The 19,483-nt window shown below is 35.4% G+C and carries 14 protein-coding genes; 9 read left to right on the top strand and 5 right to left on the bottom strand.

Annotation, left to right across the window (positions count from 1 at the left end; genetic code table 11):
* Window positions 1-45 precede the first annotated feature (45 nt).
* Window positions 46-987, top strand: coding sequence for an OmpA family protein (locus EOD40_RS01420; protein WP_128193114.1), 942 nt, complete (start codon window positions 46-48; stop codon window positions 985-987).
* Window positions 988-1,099: 112 nt separating this feature from the next.
* Window positions 1,100-2,137 carry an aldo/keto reductase gene (locus EOD40_RS01415; RefSeq protein ID WP_128193113.1) on the top strand — a complete coding sequence of 346 codons (1,038 nt, stop codon included), beginning with the start codon at window positions 1,100-1,102 and terminating at the stop codon, window positions 2,135-2,137.
* A gap of 188 nt (window positions 2,138-2,325) precedes the next feature.
* Here EOD40_RS01415 and EOD40_RS01410 read toward each other — a convergent pair whose 3' ends face one another.
* The 5 genes from EOD40_RS01410 to panC all read right to left on the bottom strand — a co-directional run bounded on the left by EOD40_RS01410 (window position 2,326) and on the right by panC (window position 8,525).
* Window positions 2,326-4,287 (bottom strand): transglycosylase domain-containing protein, encoded by a 1,962-nt coding sequence (locus EOD40_RS01410; RefSeq protein WP_128193112.1) that lies wholly within the window; start codon window positions 4,285-4,287, stop codon window positions 2,326-2,328.
* Window positions 4,288-4,637: 350 nt separating this feature from the next.
* Complete coding sequence (gene radA / locus EOD40_RS01405; protein WP_128193111.1) at window positions 4,638-5,999, bottom strand: DNA repair protein RadA; 1,362 nt, start codon at window positions 5,997-5,999, stop codon at window positions 4,638-4,640.
* Window positions 5,999-7,141: an alpha/beta hydrolase gene (locus EOD40_RS01400; protein ID WP_128193110.1), complete on the bottom strand. Its 1,143-nt coding sequence runs from the start codon at window positions 7,139-7,141 to the stop codon at window positions 5,999-6,001. Before EOD40_RS01400 ends, radA begins: the two co-directional genes overlap by 1 nt.
* Before the next feature lie 140 nt (window positions 7,142-7,281).
* Window positions 7,282-7,632, bottom strand: a complete 351-nt coding sequence (gene panD, locus EOD40_RS01395; protein WP_128193109.1) for an aspartate 1-decarboxylase — start codon at window positions 7,630-7,632, stop codon at window positions 7,282-7,284.
* A gap of 14 nt (window positions 7,633-7,646) precedes the next feature.
* On the bottom strand, window positions 7,647-8,525 hold the full coding sequence (gene panC / locus EOD40_RS01390) for a pantoate--beta-alanine ligase (RefSeq protein WP_128193108.1): 879 nt from the start codon (window positions 8,523-8,525) through the stop codon (window positions 7,647-7,649).
* Window positions 8,526-8,604: 79 nt separating this feature from the next.
* Between panC and EOD40_RS01385 the strand changes: the two genes are divergently transcribed.
* From EOD40_RS01385 to EOD40_RS01355, 7 genes are all read left to right on the top strand, one after another.
* A complete protein-coding gene (locus tag EOD40_RS01385; RefSeq protein ID WP_128193107.1) occupies window positions 8,605-9,408 on the top strand; it encodes a glycogen/starch synthase in 804 nt (267 codons plus the stop codon).
* 23 nt (window positions 9,409-9,431) lie between these two features.
* A complete protein-coding gene (locus tag EOD40_RS01380; RefSeq protein ID WP_128193106.1) occupies window positions 9,432-11,102 on the top strand; it encodes a DUF4270 domain-containing protein in 1,671 nt (556 codons plus the stop codon).
* Window positions 11,103-11,113: 11 nt separating this feature from the next.
* Complete coding sequence (gene glmS / locus EOD40_RS01375; protein WP_128193105.1) at window positions 11,114-12,958, top strand: glutamine--fructose-6-phosphate transaminase (isomerizing); 1,845 nt, start codon at window positions 11,114-11,116, stop codon at window positions 12,956-12,958.
* A 235-nt stretch (window positions 12,959-13,193) separates the two neighbouring features.
* Window positions 13,194-16,058, top strand: a complete 2,865-nt coding sequence (locus EOD40_RS01370) for a TonB-dependent receptor domain-containing protein (protein WP_128193104.1) — start codon at window positions 13,194-13,196, stop codon at window positions 16,056-16,058.
* 317 nt (window positions 16,059-16,375) lie between these two features.
* Entirely contained in the window at window positions 16,376-17,887 is a 1,512-nt protein-coding gene (gene atpD / locus EOD40_RS01365; protein ID WP_128193103.1) for a F0F1 ATP synthase subunit beta, read from the top strand.
* 94 nt (window positions 17,888-17,981) lie between these two features.
* The gene (locus EOD40_RS01360; RefSeq protein ID WP_128193102.1) at window positions 17,982-18,263 is read left to right on the top strand and encodes a F0F1 ATP synthase subunit epsilon; all 282 of its coding nucleotides are present in this window, start codon (window positions 17,982-17,984) and stop codon (window positions 18,261-18,263) included.
* 62 nt (window positions 18,264-18,325) lie between these two features.
* A complete protein-coding gene (locus EOD40_RS01355) occupies window positions 18,326-19,468 on the top strand; it encodes an aminotransferase class I/II-fold pyridoxal phosphate-dependent enzyme (protein ID WP_128193101.1) in 1,143 nt (380 codons plus the stop codon).
* Window positions 19,469-19,483: the final 15 nt, after the last annotated feature.

Raw genomic sequence — 19,483 nt, 5'->3', positions numbered from 1 at the left:
TGACAATGTCAAAAAAACAATTAGGTTCAAATAAAATTAAATAAAATGATAAAAAAAATCTCTCTAGGCTTATTAGTTTTAGCCCTTTCGACCTCTTGTGTTTCGAAAAAAATATATAACGATTTAGAAAATAAATACACTGATTTAAAGAAAGAAAACAGAAGTTTGTCGGACGAAAACGCCGATCTTTTAAAATCAAAAAATCAATTAGAATTAGATCGTGATGCTTTAAAAAATGATTTGAGTAAGCTAAAGTCAGAACGTGATAAACTAACTGCTGATCAAAAAGCATTGAATGAAAAAATGGCTCGTTTACAAGATTCGTATAGTGCTTTAGAGAAAAACAGCAATGATGCCTTGGAGTCTAATATGAAGAAAAACCGTGATTTATTAGCTGAATTAGAAGCAAAAGGAAAGGCTCTGTCTATTGAACAAGAGCGTTTGAACAAAAACGCGCAACGTTTGAAAGAGTTAGAAGACATGATTGCTGCCAAAGAAGCTACAATGCGAAAATTGAAAGAAACTTTATCGAAAGCCTTAAACGGATTTGAAGGAAAAGGATTGACTGTAGAGCAAAAAAACGGAAAAGTATATGTTTCTATGGAAAACAAATTGCTTTTCAACTCAGGAAGTTGGGCGGTAAGTTCCGAAGGTAAGAAAGCAGTGGTGGAGTTAGGGAAAGTTTTGGGTGACAATCCTGATATTGCTGTACTTATCGAAGGACATACTGATAATGATCCTTATGGAGGTTCAGGGCCAATTGCAGATAACTGGGATTTGTCGACTAAAAGAGCAACGGCTATTGTAGGTATTTTGAGCGAAAACAAAGCTATCAATAAAAAGAGTTTGACTGCTGCGGGAAGAGGAGAGTTTTCGCCTTTAGCTACTAATGAAACTGCCGACGGAAAAGCAAAAAATCGTAGAATTGAGATTATCCTAACACCAAGATTAGACGAAATTGCCGAGATGTTGAATGAAATCAACTAGGCATTTTAAATAAAAGTTAAAAAAGGTTCGAAGTGCTGCTTTGAACCTTTTTTGATTTGAATAGTTCATACAAATCTTTGTAACTTTATTTTTTTAATTTTAAAATTCGACAATGAAATACACTACTTTACCCGATACTGATATAAAAGTGAGTAAAATATGCCTTGGGACAATGACTTTTGGGCAACAAAATACTGAGACTGATGGTCATGCCCAAATGGATTATGCTGTAGAACATGGGGTGAATTTTTTTGATACTGCCGAGATGTATTCGGTGCCGGCACATGAATCCACCTATGGAAGTACCGAGAAAATTATAGGAACCTGGTTTAAAAAGTCAGGAAAAAGAGAAGAAATCGTTTTGGCAACCAAAATTGCGGGACCTAATCCGAATTTTACTTACATGCGTGAAAAGAATGATTTTTCGCCTGCCAGTATCAAACATGCTTTAGACAAAAGTTTACAGCGTTTACAAACCGATTATATTGATGTGTACCAATTGCACTGGCCGGAGCGAAAAACCAATTTCTTTGGACAGCGTGGTTTTAAAGTACAGGAAGATATTTGGGAAGACAATATCCAATTGGTATTGGAAACCTTAGAAGGTTTTATCAAAGAAGGAAAGATTAAACACATCGGACTTTCAAATGAAACACCTTGGGGAATTATGCGTTTTCTGGAGGAAAGCAAGTATAATAATTTGCCAAAAATCAAGACGGTTCAAAATCCGTATTCCTTATTAAACAGGCTTTTTGAAGGAGGTTCAGCCGAAGTGTGTATTAGGGAAAATGTGGGTTTATTAGCTTATTCTCCATTGGCTTTTGGTGTTCTTTCAGGGAAGTTTTTAACGGGTTTCGAACATCCAAATGCCAGAATTAGATTGTTCCCACAATTTTCAAGATACAATAGCGAAGAATGTACTCAGGCGACTAAATTGTACAGTGAAATTGCAAAAAAGCATAGTTTGTCGTTAGCGCAGATGGCTTTGGCTTTTGTGAATCAGCAAGCTTTTGTGAGCAGTAATATCATTGGAGCAACTACTTTAGGACAATTAAAAGAAAATATTGGTTCGATTGATGTTGTGCTTTCAGATGAAATTATGAGTGAAATAGATGCGGTTCATGCTATTGTTCCTGATCCTGCTCCTTAAAAAGAGTTTTCAGTAATCAGTTTTGAGTGTTCAGTTTTCTTGTTTTGAGGACACTGAACACTTTGATTATTATTTACCGCAAATTCGCAAATTGTAATCTGTGAATTTGCGGTTTGTTTTTTCTAAAAGCTTAGAATAAAAAACCTTTGTGCCCTTCGTGCCTTCTTAGTGGGCTTTGTGGTTAAATTTTAAAATTCAAATTCCTCTTTTACCGATAAAGAATCAACCACAGTAGTATCTTTTGCTTTTATATTTAGATAGGATTTAGCCGGTCCGGTTAGAATGGTAGGCTGGCTTTTAAAAATAGTGTCGTCTATGGTTAATAATCCTCTTTTGATCATTAAATTGGTTAAAAAGGAAACCTGTTTTGCTGCTGAATCTTTAAGATTTCCTTCGTCATTAAACTGGTACATGAATTTTTTCGGACTGGGAATAATTCGGGCAAGATACAGGCATTCGTTAAAAGTCAAATCGGCTGGAGTTTTCTGGAAATAAAACTGACTTGCTTCGCCAATTCCGTACACATTTGGCCCCCATTCGATAATATTAAAATACACTTCCAGCATGCGTTCTTTGCTTACAATACGATTGTTTTCCAAGATGTAAACCAGCAGAATTTCTTCCAGTTTTCGGGACAAGGTTTTTTCTCTGGTCAGGAAAACGTTTTTGATTAATTGCATGCTAATGGTGCTGGCACCCCGACTAAATTTCTTAGTTCGGATATTTTTTACGATAGATTGTTTGAAAGCTTCATTGATAAAACCATGATGAGAAAAGAATGAAGGGTCTTCGGTGGTCAAAACGCATTTTCTTAAATAAGGCGAAATTTGGTCTAGCGGTGTGTAATTCGAATTGGCTGCGCCAACAAGAATTGGTCGTTGCAATACGTCTTGTATAATGGCGCGATAGATGAATTCGCCATTGAGTTTATTCAAATTCGCCTCGCCATATTTGGTGATTTTTAAGTTTTCTTTTTTCAGATTACTATTAAAGACCAAATCGTTTGGTTTGTTTTTATTGTATTTGAAATCCAGATTATAGTCGAAAGTTCCGTTGGCTTCCATGCCTTGAAAATGGGTAAATAAGCCATCAGGAAGCGAGGATATGAAATCCTGTGCTTTCATTTTTGGGATGTTGACTTTGAGTTTGTAGATGGTATCCTCCTCCGTTTCGTAAGCCAGATAAGGATGGAATTTTATTTTGTTAAACTGTACGGTCGAACTGCTGTCAACTGAAACAAAATCAGAACCCAAAAGCAAGCGATAATCAAAACGGGCGTTTTTAATTAGCACATCTTTTCGGGCAATTTTAGCATGATTAATTTTTAAATTGGCAATAGAAGCAAAGCCGTCAATATGCAATTCGCCTCCACTTTTGTCAATGTTTTCGATATTTAATCGAATGGAATCAAAACTGGAGATAAGTTTGTAGCGCTCGTCAAAATAGGGCACTTTGATAGCTCCTGTGTCAATATTAAAGAATCGAATATCGGCTTTTTTATGTCTTGGGTCAGCAAAACCTTTTATTTTCCAGCGTTGGGCAAACGTATTGGTTTTTACATGAATCGAAGTTTCGAGTTCCTTGTTTGCTAATACTAATTTTTTAATGTCAATAGTGGCTTTTTTGCCGTTGTCGTCGAGTTTGAATTTTAGGTTTTCGACATGCATATCCGTCGGAATTAGATTTAATACTCTGGATATGATTCGGTAGGCAAAGGCGGCGTAATCTTTTTTGTTAGTTGTGTTTTCCTCGTCTTTATTTTTTTTTAGAAAAGCGGCAAAATTCTTCACTTCCCCTTTTTTAGTCAGCTGGACAAAGCCATTTTTGATTTCTAAAGTTCCTAATTGCACATCGCCAATTAACAAACGCCAGATGTTGACACTGGTTCTCATTTTTTGGATTTTGAACAAGGTATCTGCGTTGTTGGGAACTAAAGTAATATCGGTAAGATTGATACCTGAAAGTCCTTCGAAATTGGCTTTTTTTACCAAAAAACGACTGTTGTAGTCCACTTCCATTTTAGAAGAAGTCTTTGCGATAATTTGCTGTAAAAGCGTTTCTCTAAAACTGAAAATCCCGATAATAGCAATTGCGATGAAGGCAACAACTATTTTTGCAATTAAGATTATTTTTTGTTTTCGGGTTTTCATGAATTTTGGAACATTTTAGCAATGGGCTAAAATAATAACTTTTTTGTTCAATGAATATTCTTTATGTAAAGTTTAATAAAGTCTTAGTGATTAGCTGATTTTGGTAGTAAAAAAACCGACAGTCCCGAAGCCTCGGGATAAAATCTGTCGGTTTTTTTGTAAAATAATTAAAAGAGTTTTACGAATATAATTCCTAAAATTATTCCGATTGTAAGTGAGAATAGTATATTTCTAATTCTATTATTTTCCCCTTGTTCAATTGCTAAATCCGTTTTACAAAATTTAATTAATATCCACCAGATAAAGCCTCCTAGGTAATGTAAAAAAGGATACCTCATATTTTTATTTTTTTACCCAAAAAGCATACTCGCCACATCTTCAATTTTAGCGACCAATTCAATTTTGATTCCTGTATTTTTTAAGGCAATTTTGTTGTATTTCGATACAAAAATGGTCGAAAATCCTAGTTTCTCGGCTTCCTGAATGCGTTGGTCTATGCGGTTTACAGGACGGATTTCGCCTGAAAGTCCCACTTCACCAGCGAAGCAGAAATCCTTATTTACGGGAATGTCTTCATTTGAAGATAAAATAGCGGCTACCACGGCCAAATCTATAGCGGGATCGTCTACCGAAATTCCTCCGGTCACGTTCAGGAAAACGTCTTTGGCACCAAGCCTGAAACCGGCCCTTTTTTCTAAGACGGCTAAAATCATGTTCAGTCTTTTGGCGTTATAACCAGTGGTGCTGCGTTGTGGAGTTCCATAAACCGCAGTGCTGACCAAGGATTGAATTTCAATCAACAACGGGCGCATGCCTTCGAGTGTGGTGGCAATGGCTGTTCCTGATAATTCTTCGTCTTTGTGCGAAATCAATATTTCCGATGGATTGGAGACTTCTCTTAATCCGCTGCCCAGCATTTCATAAATCCCGATTTCGGCAGTAGAACCAAAACGGTTTTTATGTGCACGCAAAATGCGGTATACGTGGTTTCGGTCGCCTTCAAATTGCAACACGGTATCCACCATGTGTTCCAGAATTTTTGGCCCGGCAATATTTCCGTCTTTGGTAATATGACCAATCAGAATCACAGGAATGTTGGTTTCTTTGGCAAACTTGATGAGTTCGGCAGTAGTTTCCCTGATTTGGGAAATGCTCCCGGCTGTTGATTCGATATAATCGGTATGAAGAGTTTGAATCGAATCGATAATCACGATTTCGGGTTCAATGGCTTCAATTTGTTTGAAAATGTTTTGGGTTTTGGTTTCCGTCAGAATGTAGCAATTATCGCTGCTGGGAGTGATTCTTTCAGCACGCATTTTTATTTGTTTCTGACTTTCCTCGCCCGAAACATATAAGGTTTTATAAGGTAGTTTTAATGATATTTGCAGTAGAAGTGTACTTTTTCCAATTCCCGGTTCTCCGCCTAAAAGAATCATGGAACCCGGAACAATGCCACCACCTAATACGCGATTGAGTTCGTTGTCAGTGGTGTTCATTCGGATTTCCTGAGTCGAATCAATTTCGTTTATTCGTAAAGGTTTTGGCGCTTTGCTGCTGGGAGCCGATTCACTTTTCCAGGCTACTTTTTCCTGTTTTTGAATGATTTCTTCGGCTATTGTGTTCCATTCTTTGCAGGCATTGCATTGGCCTTGCCATTTGGCATATTGAGTTCCGCAGTTCTGGCAGAAAAAAGAGGTTTTAACTTTCGACATTATTTTTTAACGGTTAAGCTTTTCATATCATCGTACTTATTGTACATCATTTCTTTGGTCAAATCGCCAATTTCATCTAACTGTGATGCGCGTTGGTATTTGGCAGCAGCTTTTTTAGCATCGCCGTTTTTTTCATACATTAAGCCTAATTCGTAATCGGCAAGCATGGTTTTTGGGTAATTTTTATTGGCAATTTGGGCTAATTTCTCTAGTTCATCATAAGCCTTGTTTTTTAAAATAGCAGCTTCGATGGCCTTGAAATCATTGATTCGAACAGGGATTTGTAAACCTAGTTTTTCGGTTGTGGTTTGGTATTTCTTAATCAGATAATCCACATAACCAGATGGTAAAACGACAATTTTTTCAGTGAATTCAGTGGAAGAAATAGGTTTGTAGCTGTCGAAAATTTGGTACAAAGCATTTGGAATCGAATATAAAACCAAGGAATAATGCGAGGCATTGTTGAATTTGTTGTATTGGTAATTGACTAACGGATTTGTTATCGATTTTAGGTTGTTGTCTAATTCTTCTACCGGTTGGCGCAATTGTTTGATGTCACCGTCGGCCGAAGATTGATAGTAGAACAACGGTTTTTTAGTATTGGTTAAACTCGTGGCAATTTGGTTTTCCATGCCTGGGGCAAATTCGGGACTCAATGAAATATAGGCATTAAAAAAAGAGTTTTCTTTGTACAGAAAGAAATTTAAAAAACCGGCTGTGGTGTCATGTCCTGCAATAATTCGAAAAGGAGCTACACGGTATTTTTTTTCGATAAAAGGCATGAGTTCTTCGCCAATGAAGTTGTAAAAAGCGGCTGATTTTTTCGTTGGAGTGCCTTCGGTTTCGTCAAAAGCGCAGTCGTTCATACGGCTGCTTTTTTGATTGATTCCAATAATAATAGTTTCAGGTAAGTCGTCCCAATATTCGCCATATTTTAAGGCGCCTTGGAAAGGATCAAATAAGTAATCTCCGTCTAGTAATAACAGGATAGGGTACCTTTTGGTAGGGCTAGTTTCGTAAGAAGAAGGCAGGCTAACGATGATTTCTCGGGTTTCTCCCAGTTTATTAGATTTGATTAACTCGGTTTTTTTTTGAGCAAATAATGAAATGCAAAAGAAGAATAAAAGTAATGTTTGTTTCATGATTTGGGAGTTTTAAAATGAGAATTTTAAATGGAATAGCAAGATAGTAATTTTTAATCAAAGTAAGATATAGCCTAAAAAACAAGAAGCGTTTCTTTTTAGGAAACGCTTCAATTATTTTATGTTTTTTGAATACTAATTTAGGTCAATGAATTGTCATTTTCATTTGGAAAAATAATCCAGGGTTGGAAGGTTTTTGCTTCTTCGAAATCTATAGTTGCGTAAGAAATAATAATGATAATGTCGTCTCTCTGCACTTTTCTGGCCGCCGGACCATTAAGTGTAATTTCGCCAGAATTTCTTTCTCCTTTAATGGCGTAAGTGTCAAAACGTTCTCCGTTGTTGATGTTAACAATAGAAACTTTTTCTCCTTCAATAATATTTGAAGCTTCTAATAAGGTTTCATCGATGGTAATGCTGCCAATATAATTTAAATCGGCTCCCGTTACTTTTACCCGATGAATTTTTGATTTTAAAACTTGAATTTGCATGGCACAAAAGTAAATTATTTTAGTGAAATGGTATCAATCAATCGGATATTATTAACAAATACGGCTATAAATGCGCGATAATTTTTATCTTTTGATTGATTTATGCAAGGTAAAAGTGTTTCTTCATCGGCGATTTCAAAGTATTCTAAATCAAAAATACTGTTGGAGTCGAATACTTCTGTTACCCATTTTTTTACTTCGTCACAATTCTGGGTTTCGAATTTTTCTTTGGCTTCAAGCAGTGTTTGATATATAATTGCCGCTTTCTCTCTTTCGGAGGCAGATAAACGTTCGTTTCTGGAGCTCATCGCCAGTCCGTTAGCTTCTCGGTAAATGTTGCAACCAATGATGTTTACGTCCAAATGGGTTTTGCGGACCATTTTTTTTACAATTTGCAGTTGTTGGAAGTCTTTTTCTCCAAAATAAGCATTGGTAGGTGAGACGATTTCGAATAATCTTTTGACAATAGTTCCTACTCCGTTAAAATGACCGGGTCTGAATTTACCTTCCATTTGATTTTCCAATCCGTCAAAATCAAAGTCTTGTGATACGGTTTTTCCTTCGTAAATATCGTCTACTGTGGGTGCGTAGACAATTATATTTGCATCTAAATGAGCTATTTTTTGAGTATCTGCTTCTAAGGTTCTTGGGTATTTTTTTAAATCTTCAGGATTGTTAAATTGTGTAGGATTGACAAAAATACTTACTACAGTATTGTTGTTTTCTGCTAGTGATTGTTGCATCAGAGAGAGGTGGCCTTGATGTAGCGCACCCATTGTTGGAACAAAACCAATAGTGGAATTTGGCGTTTTAATCGAATTTAAAAAATCAATTAAAGCAGCTTTTCCATAGAAAATAGGCATGATTATTTTATTAAAATTAAATGCAAACATAATATATTAGTTAATAACTGCATAAAATTTCGTAATTTTGCGTGGTTTTTATTACCAACTTAACTAAGTAAATTACAATATGAAAGATAAGAGGATATTATATGTATCATCTGAAGTGGTTCCCTATTTAGCTGAAAATGAGGTTTCTTTAATGTCTTATGATGTTCCTAAGATGGTGAATGATCAAGGGGGACAGATTAGGATTTTTATGCCAAGATACGGGAATATTAATGAAAGAAGACACCAATTGCATGAAGTAATTCGTCTATCTGGAATGAATTTGGTAGTAAATGACTTAGATATGCCTTTGATAATTAAGGTAGCTTCTATTCCAAAAGAAAGAATTCAGGTATATTTTATTGATAATGATGAGTATTTCAAAAGAAAAGCTACGTTTGCTGATGAAGATGGGGTGATGTATCCTGATAATGATGAGCGTGCTATATTTTTTGCAAAAGGAGTTGTTGAGACGGTGAAAAAATTAAACTGGGTTCCTGATATTATTCACGTTCACGGATGGATGGCGGCAATGTTGCCAGTTTACATGAAGCATTTTTATAAAAATGAAGCTTTGTTTTCGGAAACTAAGATAGTTACTTCGGTATATGCACAATCTTTTGACGGGACTTTAGATGTTGAAATGATTAACAAAGTAAAACTTGATGGAGTGCCTCAGGAGGATGTGGCTATGCTTTCGACTCCTGATTACGAGAATATTATTAAGGCAACTGTAATGCATTCGGATGCGGTAATTATTGCTTCATCAAATGTAAGTTCAAGTTTAACAAAATTTATTGAAACTTCAGGAAAACCTTTTTTACCTTACGTCCCGAAAGATGCTTTCGCGGAAGCGTATAGCAATTTTTACAGAGAAATGCTTTAATCCCAACTTTTTTATTATCAAATATGCACAATAATTCTTTTTTTAAGATAATTCTAATTGTAATAAGTATTGTTTTTTTATCTTCCTGTGATAAAGATTTTAATACCATTGGGAATGATTTAGTGGGGGATGATCATTTTGGTTTGGAACACAGTACTTATGATGTGCTTTCTTATAATCAAAAAGTAGGTCCGGTTCAGTCTAATAATTTGCCTGTAAATGCTTTGGGAGTCTATGAAGATCCTGTTTTTGGTACTACCGAAGCGAGTTTTGCTACCCAGGTAGTTTTGGCTTCTGTAAATCCTACTATTGGTAATAACGCTATAGTAGATAATGTAGTTTTGTCTATTCCTTATTTTAGTACTCTAACTAGTACCGATGCAACTTCAGGAGATAATACTTATAGATTAGATTCAATTTATGGTCCTGAAACTGGAAAAATAAAGTTGAGTGTGTACGAAAATGGTTATTTCATGCGAGATTTAGATCCTGATGCGGCATTTTTAGAACCGCAAAAATATTACACAAATCAAGGAGCTGATTTTGATGCTTTAAAAAAAGCTACCCGATTAAATGATAGTATTGTTTCTCAAAACGATGAATTTTTCTTTGATAATAAGGAGTTTAAGGTAACAACGCCAGCAACAACCACTGATGGTACGCCTACGATAACGAGAACTCCTCCGGCTATGCGTTTGGCTTTGAATAAAGGTTATTTTCAAACAAGTATTATTGATGCTGCTGCTTCGGGTAAATTAATAACCAATGATGTTTTTAAAAACTACTTTAGAGGCTTGTATTTTAAAGTAGAAAAATCAGGTTCGAATCCGGGACGTTTGGCGATGATGAATTTTAAAGCAGGAACCGTTACTATTAACTATAAGGAAGATAATGTAGTTACAACAACAACGAATGGAGTAACTACAACTACTACAACTAGAGTTAGTAGATCTATAGTTCTTAATTTAACTGGAAATACAGTGAATTTGTTATCAAATACAAATCAACCTAGTTATAATGCAGCAATTACTAATCCAAATAGTGCAGCTGGAGATAGTAGGTTGTATTTAAGAGGTGGTGAAGGTTCAATGGCTGTTTTAGAGCTTTTTAATAAAACTGATTTGAAAGGTTATGATGCTGATGGAAATCTAGTTAATCAACCTAATGGTGTTTCGGATGAATTAGATGATTTAAAATATCTTTCAGGAAAGAAAAAATTGTTGGTTAATGAGGCTAATCTGGTTTTCCATATTGATGGTGATGCAATGGGGTCAAATAAATTGCCTAATCGTATTTATCTGTATGATTTGACTAATAATGCACCAGTATTGGATTATCTTTATGATGGAACAACAGGAACAAATGTTAAATCAGGACAGTTGATATATAGTGGTATTTTAAATCCAACTAATACAAGTGATAAAACTTATAAGATTAGATTAACTAATCAAATCAGAAGTTTAGTTAAAAATAGAGATTCTGTAAATGTGAAACTTGGAGTTGTTGTTACAGAGGATATTAGGAATAGTACAATTAATAAGTTGAGATTACCGTTGCAAACAGGAACAACTTTGACTAAGTTGCCTCAGGCATCTGTGATGAGTCCATTGGGTGTGGTACTTCATGGTAGTAAGTCAACTGTGGCAGATGATAAAAGATTAAAATTAGAAATATATTACACAAAACCTGATTAATATTAAAATTTATGTGTGGAATCGTTGGTTATATAGGTCATAGAGAGGCTTATCCTATCGTTATTAAAGGTTTAAAAAGACTTGAGTACAGAGGTTATGATAGTGCCGGTGTAATGGTTTATGATGGTGCGATTAAAGTTTGTAAAACAAAAGGGAAAGTTGTTTCGCTTGAAGAACGTGCTTTGAAAGAGATTACTACTAATGGAACTATCGGTATTGGTCATACAAGATGGGCTACACATGGTGTTCCGAATGATGTGAACTCACATCCCCACCTTTCAAATTCAGGCGAATTGGCAATTGTTCATAATGGAATTATTGAGAATTATGCACCATTAAAAGAAGAATTGATCAAACGTGGTTATGTTTTTCATTCAGATACAGATACCGAAGTTTTGGTGAATTTGATTGAAGAAGTTCAAAAGAAAGAAAAATTAAAATTAGGAAAAGCAGTTCAGTTAGCGCTTAATCAAGTGGTAGGTGCTTATGCTATTGCTGTTTTCGATACAAAAAATCCAGAAGAAATTGTTGCGGCCCGTTTAGGTAGCCCTCTGGCAATTGGTGTGGGCGAAGGAGAATATTTTATTGCTTCAGATGCTTCTCCTTTTATCGAATATACTTCAAACGCAGTGTATTTAGAGGATGGTGAAATGGCTAATATCAGACTTCATAAGCCTATTAAGATTAGAAAAATAAAAGATGATAGTTTGGTTGATCCTTATATTCAGGAACTTCAAATGAATTTGGAGCAAATTGAAAAAGGAGGATTTGATCACTTCATGTTGAAAGAAATCTATGAGCAACCTAGTGTAATTAAAGATACTTATAGAGGTAGGTTACATGCTGATAAAGGAATTATTCAGATGTCCGGGATTGAGGATAATTTAGAGAAATTCTTAAATGCCGACAGAATAATTATTGTAGCCTGTGGTACTTCATGGCATGCTGGTTTGGTTGCTGAATATATTTTTGAAGAATTTGCCCGTATTTCAGTAGAAGTAGAGTATGCTTCAGAGTTTAGATATAGAAATCCAATCATTAAAAGTACAGATGTAGTTATTGCAATTTCGCAATCTGGTGAAACTGCCGATACTATGGCGGCTATTAAATTAGCTAAAGAATGTGGGGCTTTTGTTTTTGGGGTTTGTAACGTAGTGGGTTCTTCTATTTCAAGAGAATCGCATGCAGGGGCCTATACTCATGCTGGACCAGAAATTGGTGTAGCTTCGACAAAAGCTTTTACTACTCAAATTACTGTTTTGACAATGATAGCATTGCGTTTAGCAAAAGCTAAGGGAACTTTGTCTCATTCTGATTATCATAGATATTTATTAGAATTAGAATTGATTCCTGAGAAAGTAAAAGAAGCTTTGGAGACTAGTGATAAAGCAAAAGAAATAGCTGCTGCATTCAAAGATGCTCCTAACTGCTTGTATTTAGGTCGTGGTTATAATTTTCCTGTAGCTTTAGAAGGAGCTTTGAAGCTTAAAGAGATATCGTATATTCATGCAGAAGGTTATCCGGCTGCTGAAATGAAACACGGTCCAATTGCTTTGATAGACGAGCAAATGCCAGTTGTGATTATTGCTCCAAAGCAAGGACATTATGACAAAATAGTGAGTAATATTCAGGAAATTAAGTCAAGAAGCGGAAAAATTATTGCTGTTGTGACTAAGGGAGATACTCAGGTTAGGGAATTAGCTGATTATGTTATCGAAATTCCTGAAACTTCGGATGCTTTGTCTCCGTTGATTACTACTATTCCACTGCAATTATTGTCTTATTACATTGCTGTTTATAGAGATTGTAATGTTGATCAGCCTCGAAATTTAGCAAAATCGGTTACAGTAGAGTAATAATTCATTTAAGATTGAAAATAGAAAAAAGCAAGACTATAGAGTCTTGCTTTTTTTATGCAATTTTTTTAAAATAGCGTCAGATTATTGGAAATTGAATTTTCTGACATATTTTTTGTTAAGTATGACTTTTTTGATTAAATTTAATTAGTCGGAAACGCTTGGTTTTTTTGGTGATGTGGTAATGAGAAAGTTGATGGCTTTTGAATGTATAAATCAATAAAAACTAAATCATATGAGAGCGTATTTATTTATTTTGTCATTGTTTTTCTGTAATGCACTATGTGCTCAGAATGCTGTTCAAGGCGTAGTTGTCGAAAGTAATAATCAACCCGTTGTTGGCGCTAATGTCAAGGTGATAGGAGATTCATCTGCGGCAGTAACCGATAGTGATGGGAAGTTTATTTTAAATACATCTAAGACGCTTCCGTATGAAATAGAAGTCAGTAGCATAGGTTTTGAATCAAAGAGGATAGAGATTACTTCGAAAAAACAAGTAATTAATGTTGTTCTTAAAGAGAAACAAAACGTGCTCGATGAAATTGTGGTGTCAGCCTCTAGGACACCAGAAAGGGTTTTTGAATCACCGGTTACCATTGAGAGAATGGGTATTGCCGAGGTGAAAAAAACAGCCTCCCCAACTTTTTATGATGGTTTGGAGAATATGAAAGAAGTTCAAATGAATACCAGTAGTTTGACTTTCAAGTCTATTAATACCCGTGGTTTTGCTACTGTAGCCAATTCCCGTTTTTTACAATTAGTGGATGGGATGGATAATTCGTCTCCTTTGTTGAATTTTGTTTTAGGGAATATGGTTGGTATTTCTGAAATTGATGTTCAAAATGTGGAGTTGTTACCGGGTGCTTCTTCTGCCTTATATGGTGCAAATGCATTTAACGGTATTATGTTTATGAATAGTAAAAGTCCTTTTACCAGTCAGGGAATTACTGCTTATGTAAAATATGGGCAAACGAGTCAAAAAGCCGCTGGTAGTAATGATTTTGTTGATTATGGAATTAGAATGGCTCATGCTTTTGATAAACATTTTGCTGCTAAGGCAAATTTTACCTATATGCGAGGAACCGATTGGTATGCTACAAATTATAATGATAGAACAATAGATGGAAGGGATAGAAGTCATCCCAATTATGACGGAATCAATGTTTATGGAGATGAGGTTACTACTAATATCTATAATGTAGGTCAGGCTATGATAGCCAATGGAAAATGGGCTGCAGCAGGTTTGCCGGTGGGTTTTGCATCATTATTGCCTAAAGAAAACGTGTCGAGAACGGGATATAATGAAACGGATTTGACCGATAATAAGGCGAGTAATACCAAAATTGATCTTTCGCTTCATTTTCGACCTTTTGGAAATGAAAATTTCGAGATTATCTGGTTGAGTAAATTTGGATTTGGGAATGCGGTTTACCAAGGGGCAAATCGTTATTATTTGAATAATTTCTTCATGCAGCAACACAAATTGGAATTCAAAGGTAAAAACTTTTATTTGAGGGGATATACGACTTCAGAAGATGGTGGTCAGTCTTATGATATGCTTTTTACCGGGATTAATGTGAATAGAGCATGGAAATCAGATGATGTTTGGTTTGGGACTTATGCGGCAACTTATGCGGGAGCGGTTGGGAATCCGGCAAGTCCTTTTTATAATAATCCTGTAGCTGCACATGCTTATGCAAGGTCTCAAGCGGATGTTGGTAGGTTAATGCCGGGAACGGCTGCTTTTAAAGCTGCATTTAATGGTGTTATTGCTGAACCAAATGTTTTGACAGGCTCTAAATTAGTTGATAATTCTAAAATTTATCATTCCGATGCTAATTATAATTTTAAGGACTTGATAAAATTTGCTGAAATCCAAATTGGAGGTTCGTTCAGAGAATACCAATTGAATTCTCATGGAAGAATTTATACCGATGGCAATGGGCCGATTCATTATAATGAGTATGGTGCTTATACCCAATTGATGAAAAAGTTTATGGATGACAGGCTAAAGTTTACAGGTTCCATACGTTATGATAAATCTAAAAATTTTAATGGTAGCGTTTCGCCAAGGGTTTCTTTGGTGTATGCCGGAGGAGAAAATAAGAAACATAATTTTAGAGCTTCTTTTCAAACGGGTTTTAGAAATCCTACAACACAGGATCAATATATAGGATTTAATGTTGGAAATGCGGTATTGATAGGTTCGGCTCCGGATAATTTATTGCGATATTCAGAAACTTTGCCTGTTAGCACAACTGTTGGGCAGTTTTTTAATGGTGGAGCAACAAAAGTTATGACAGGAGTGAATGCTTATGGTAATTCGTATACAGCAACTACGGTTCAGGCATTTGCTGCTTTGGCGCCTGCTAATCCGGTTGCTGCTTCGGCTTTGTTGAGAAAAACAAATGTGGGTTATGTAAAACCGGAAAAGGTTAAGGCATTTGAATTAGGGTATCGTTCGTATGTAAATAAAACGTCTGTTGATGTTAGTGCTTATTATAATATATATAATGATTTTATAGGGAACTTAAATGTTGTTGCGCCATATTATGGAACGGCACAGGATTCTCCAAATCCGTTAGCAGGACCTACTGATCCTGGATTTCAAACATTACACGCTCTTCAAAATGGAAATTTTAGAGCCTATCAATTATATACTAATACTGATGTTGAGATAAAATCATTTGGTTTTGGTTTAGGTCTTATTAGAAAGGTGTATAAAGATTTTGAAGTGGGAGTGAATTATAATTATGCTGAATTTAGTTTTGATCAGGCTAAAGATCCTAGCTTCGAAGCAGGTTTTAATACACCAAAACATAGAGTAAAAGCATCATTCGGAAATGAGAAGCTGTTTAAAAATTTCGGATTTAATGTTAGTGGACGATGGAATACAGGATATTTGTGGCAGTCTACAATGGTGGATGGTATGATTGATGCGGCTACTGTATTTGATGCGCAAATTAATTACAGCATTCCGGGGCTTAAATCGACTTTGAAAGTAGGGGCTTCGAATATTGGGGGTAAGGAATATGCTCAGGTTTTGGGAGCAGGTTTGATAGGGCACCAATATTTTGCTTCTTGGATAATAAATCCATAATAAATGCTTTGACGAATAGTTTTGAAAATCTCTATTAAGGTTTTCTATGATGACGTTGGGAAAAGTTATCGGTTTTGACAAAAAATCACTTGTTTTTATAAAGAAGTGATTTTTTGTTTTTTAGGAAAATAGTGTTTTTAAAGTCGGTTTTAGGGGTGTTTTCGTGTCTTGTTTTATTTTTTTATGTTTTTTGCATAAAATTGTTGATTTTTTATTTTAAAAAATTATCTTTGCGCTCTGAAAAAACACCTAAATCATTGAATTTTGATGAGGTAAGTTTTGTAAACCTAAATAGCTGTTTAATAAATACATAAGTAATGTCTAGAGTAATAGGAAAAGTTGCCCAAATCATTGGCCCAGTAGTTGACGTTGTTTTCAACGGTAAGGATGTTGAACTTCCAAAAATTTATGATTCATTAGAAATCACTAAAAAGGATGGTACTAAATTAATCCTTGAGGTACAATCTCATATTGGAGAAAATACTGTTCGTACCATTTCGATGGATTCAACAGATGGTTTGAGCAGAGGTTATGAAGTAGTAGGAACAGGTAATCCTATTCAAATGCCGATTGGAGCAGATGTTTACGGTCGTTTATTCAACGTTGTTGGAGATGCTATTGATGGTTTACCAGAATTGCCTAAAACAGGTGAAAACGGAATGTCAATTCACCGTCAAGCACCAAAATTCGAAGATTTATCAACTTCATCAGAAGTTTTATTCACAGGTATTAAAGTAATCGATTTGATTGAACCTTATGCAAAAGGAGGTAAAATTGGATTGTTTGGTGGAGCCGGTGTTGGTAAAACTGTATTGATTCAGGAGTTGATTAACAATATTGCAAAAGGTCACGGTGGACTTTCAGTATTCGCAGGAGTAGGAGAAAGAACACGTGAAGGAAATGACTTGCTTCGTGAGATGCTAGAGTCAGGAATTATTAAATACGGTGAGGAATTCATGCACTCTATGGAAAATGGAGGATGGGATTTGTCTAAAGTAGATTTACCAGGAATGAGAGAGTCTAAAGCTACTTTCGTTTTCGGACAAATGAATGAGCCACCAGGAGCTCGTGCACGTGTGGCACTTTCTGGATTATCTATTGCTGAGTATTTCCGTGATGGAGCTGGATCTGATCAAGGAAAAGACGTATTATTCTTCGTTGATAATATCTTCCGTTTTACACAAGCAGGTTCTGAGGTATCGGCACTTTTAGGGCGTATGCCATCTGCGGTAGGTTACCAACCAACATTGGCAACTGAGATGGGAGCTATGCAAGAGCGTATTACTTCTACAAACAAAGGATCTATTACATCTGTACAGGCGGTTTACGTACCTGCGGATGACTTAACTGACCCGGCACCGGCAACAACGTTTGCTCACTTAGATGCTACAACTGTATTGTCTCGTAAAATTGCTGAGTTAGGTATTTATCCTGCGGTAGATCCTTTGGATTCTACTTCTCGTATCTTGACTCCACATATCTTAGGAAATGAGCACTATGACTGTGCACAAAGAGTAAAAGAGATACTTCAAAAATATAAACAATTACAAGATATCATCGCTATCTTAGGTATGGAAGAATTATCTGAAGAAGATAAATTAGCTGTATCAAGAGCACGTCGTGTACAACGTTTCTTGTCTCAACCGTTCCACGTTGCTGAGCAATTTACAGGTATTCCAGGTGTATTAGTTGATATTAAAGATACTATCAAAGGATTTAATATGATTATTGACGGTGAATTAGATCACTTGCCAGAATCAGCATTTAACCTTAAAGGAACTATCGAAGAAGCTATCGAAGCTGGAGAGAAAATGTTAGCTGAAGCTTAATATAAAGTTATAAGTTATGAGTTATAGGTTGTGAGGTTAGCAATTACTTCACTAAACTTTTAACTCATAACCCATAACCCATAACTCAAAAATTATGATTTTAGAAATAGTATCACCAGAGGCATCTTTATTCAAAGGAGAAGTAACGTCTGTATCTGTTCCAGGTGTAAACGGAAGCTTTCAGATTTTGAATAATCACGCTCCAATTGTTTCCTTACTTCAAAAAGGGACTGTTAAAATTACAGCGCCAAGTTTTAGCTTCAGTAAAGAATCTGCAAAGTTGTTTTCGAAAGTAAACGATCAAAACTATACTTTAGCTATTTCTTCAGGGACTATTGAAATGAAAGACAATAAAGTAATTGTTTTAGCTGACTAAGACAATTTAGATTTATATAAAAACGTCAAGCTTTGCTTGGCGTTTTTTTTTACTTTTGATTTATGAGAAATCTACCTAATATTCTTAAAGCAAAATTAGAATTCAGAATTCAAAATAATGCACTGCGCCAATTGCCTTCTGAGGGTAATCTTATTGATTTTGCATCCAATGATTATCTTGGCTTTTCAAAATCAGAGTTAATTTTTAATCAAACGCATCAGTATTTATTAGATAATGCTTTTGTCCAAAACGGAGCAACAGGTTCCCGATTGCTTTCTGGAAATCATAATTTATATAGTGTAACAGAAAATTTTATTAGCAAATTTCATCAAGCGGAAACTGCGTTGATTTTTAATTCGGGTTATGATGCCAATGTTGGTTTCTTTAGTTCCGTTCCTCAAAAAGGCGATTTGATTTTGTATGATGAATTGTGTCATGCTTCCATCAGAGACGGAATCCAATTGTCTTATGCGAAAGCTTATAAATTCAATCACAATGATTTTGAAGATTTAGAACAATTGATTCTTCGAAATCAAAATACTACTATTTACATTGTTACCGAAAGTGTTTTTTCAATGGATGGTGATGCTCCAAATTTAGAAGAATTAGTTCATTTATCTGAAAAGCACCGCTGCTATTTAGTACTTGACGAAGCGCATGCTTTGGGTGTGTTTGGAGATAAAGGTCAAGGACTGGTTCAGGAATTTGGTATTCAAGATAAAGTCTTTGCCCGAATCATGACTTTCGGAAAAGGTTTGGGTTGTCATGGAGCAGCTATTTTAGGTTCTCAGGAATTGAAAAAATATTTAGTCAATTTTGCCCGAAGTTTTATCTATACTACGGGACTTTCTCCACATTCTGTTGCGACAATTTTAATTGCTTATCAGAATTTAGAAAAAGAAAATAAGGCTATTGAGTTGCTGCGTGAGAATATCATCCATTTCAATCAAGAAAAGAATTTATTGGGTTTAAAACCAATTTTCGTTCGAAGTAAATCATCTATTCAATCGGTTATTATTCCGGGAAATGAAAAGGTAAAAACTATTGCTAAGCAACTTCAGCAAAAAGGTTTTGATGTCAAAGCAATTCTTTCGCCAACCGTTCCCGAAGGACAGGAAAGATTGCGATTTTGTCTACATGCTTTTAATACTAAGGATGAAATATCGGAAGTATTAAAGTTGTTAAGTACTTTTGTTTTTAAATAGGAAGAGATATATAGA

The sequence above is a fragment of the Flavobacterium sufflavum genome (assembly GCF_004016525.1).
Lineage (GTDB): Bacteria > Bacteroidota > Bacteroidia > Flavobacteriales > Flavobacteriaceae > Flavobacterium > Flavobacterium sufflavum.
Note: the sequence above shows the minus strand (reverse complement) of the source record. Positions and strands in the feature narration are given on the sequence as shown.

What these genes read in the sequence shown, in the direction of transcription:
- EOD40_RS01415 (WP_128193113.1), top strand. Translation starts at nt 1,100, where the DNA reads ATGAAATACACTACTTTACCCGATACTGATATAAAAGTGAGTAAAATA.
- EOD40_RS01410 (WP_128193112.1), bottom strand. Translation starts at nt 4,287, where the DNA reads ATGAAAACCCGAAAACAAAAAATAATCTTAATTGCAAAAATAGTTGTT.
- glmS (WP_128193105.1), top strand. Translation starts at nt 11,114, where the DNA reads ATGTGTGGAATCGTTGGTTATATAGGTCATAGAGAGGCTTATCCTATC.
- atpD (WP_128193103.1), top strand. Translation starts at nt 16,376, where the DNA reads ATGTCTAGAGTAATAGGAAAAGTTGCCCAAATCATTGGCCCAGTAGTT.
- EOD40_RS01400 (WP_128193110.1), bottom strand. Translation starts at nt 7,141, where the DNA reads ATGAAACAAACATTACTTTTATTCTTCTTTTGCATTTCATTATTTGCT.
- panD (WP_128193109.1), bottom strand. Translation starts at nt 7,632, where the DNA reads ATGCAAATTCAAGTTTTAAAATCAAAAATTCATCGGGTAAAAGTAACG.
- EOD40_RS01420 (WP_128193114.1), top strand. Translation starts at nt 46, where the DNA reads ATGATAAAAAAAATCTCTCTAGGCTTATTAGTTTTAGCCCTTTCGACC.
- EOD40_RS01385 (WP_128193107.1), top strand. Translation starts at nt 8,605, where the DNA reads ATGAAAGATAAGAGGATATTATATGTATCATCTGAAGTGGTTCCCTAT.
- EOD40_RS01380 (WP_128193106.1), top strand. Translation starts at nt 9,432, where the DNA reads ATGCACAATAATTCTTTTTTTAAGATAATTCTAATTGTAATAAGTATT.
- radA (WP_128193111.1), bottom strand. Translation starts at nt 5,999, where the DNA reads ATGTCGAAAGTTAAAACCTCTTTTTTCTGCCAGAACTGCGGAACTCAA.
- panC (WP_128193108.1), bottom strand. Translation starts at nt 8,525, where the DNA reads ATGTTTGCATTTAATTTTAATAAAATAATCATGCCTATTTTCTATGGA.
- EOD40_RS01360 (WP_128193102.1), top strand. Translation starts at nt 17,982, where the DNA reads ATGATTTTAGAAATAGTATCACCAGAGGCATCTTTATTCAAAGGAGAA.
- EOD40_RS01370 (WP_128193104.1), top strand. Translation starts at nt 13,194, where the DNA reads ATGAGAGCGTATTTATTTATTTTGTCATTGTTTTTCTGTAATGCACTA.
- EOD40_RS01355 (WP_128193101.1), top strand. Translation starts at nt 18,326, where the DNA reads ATGAGAAATCTACCTAATATTCTTAAAGCAAAATTAGAATTCAGAATT.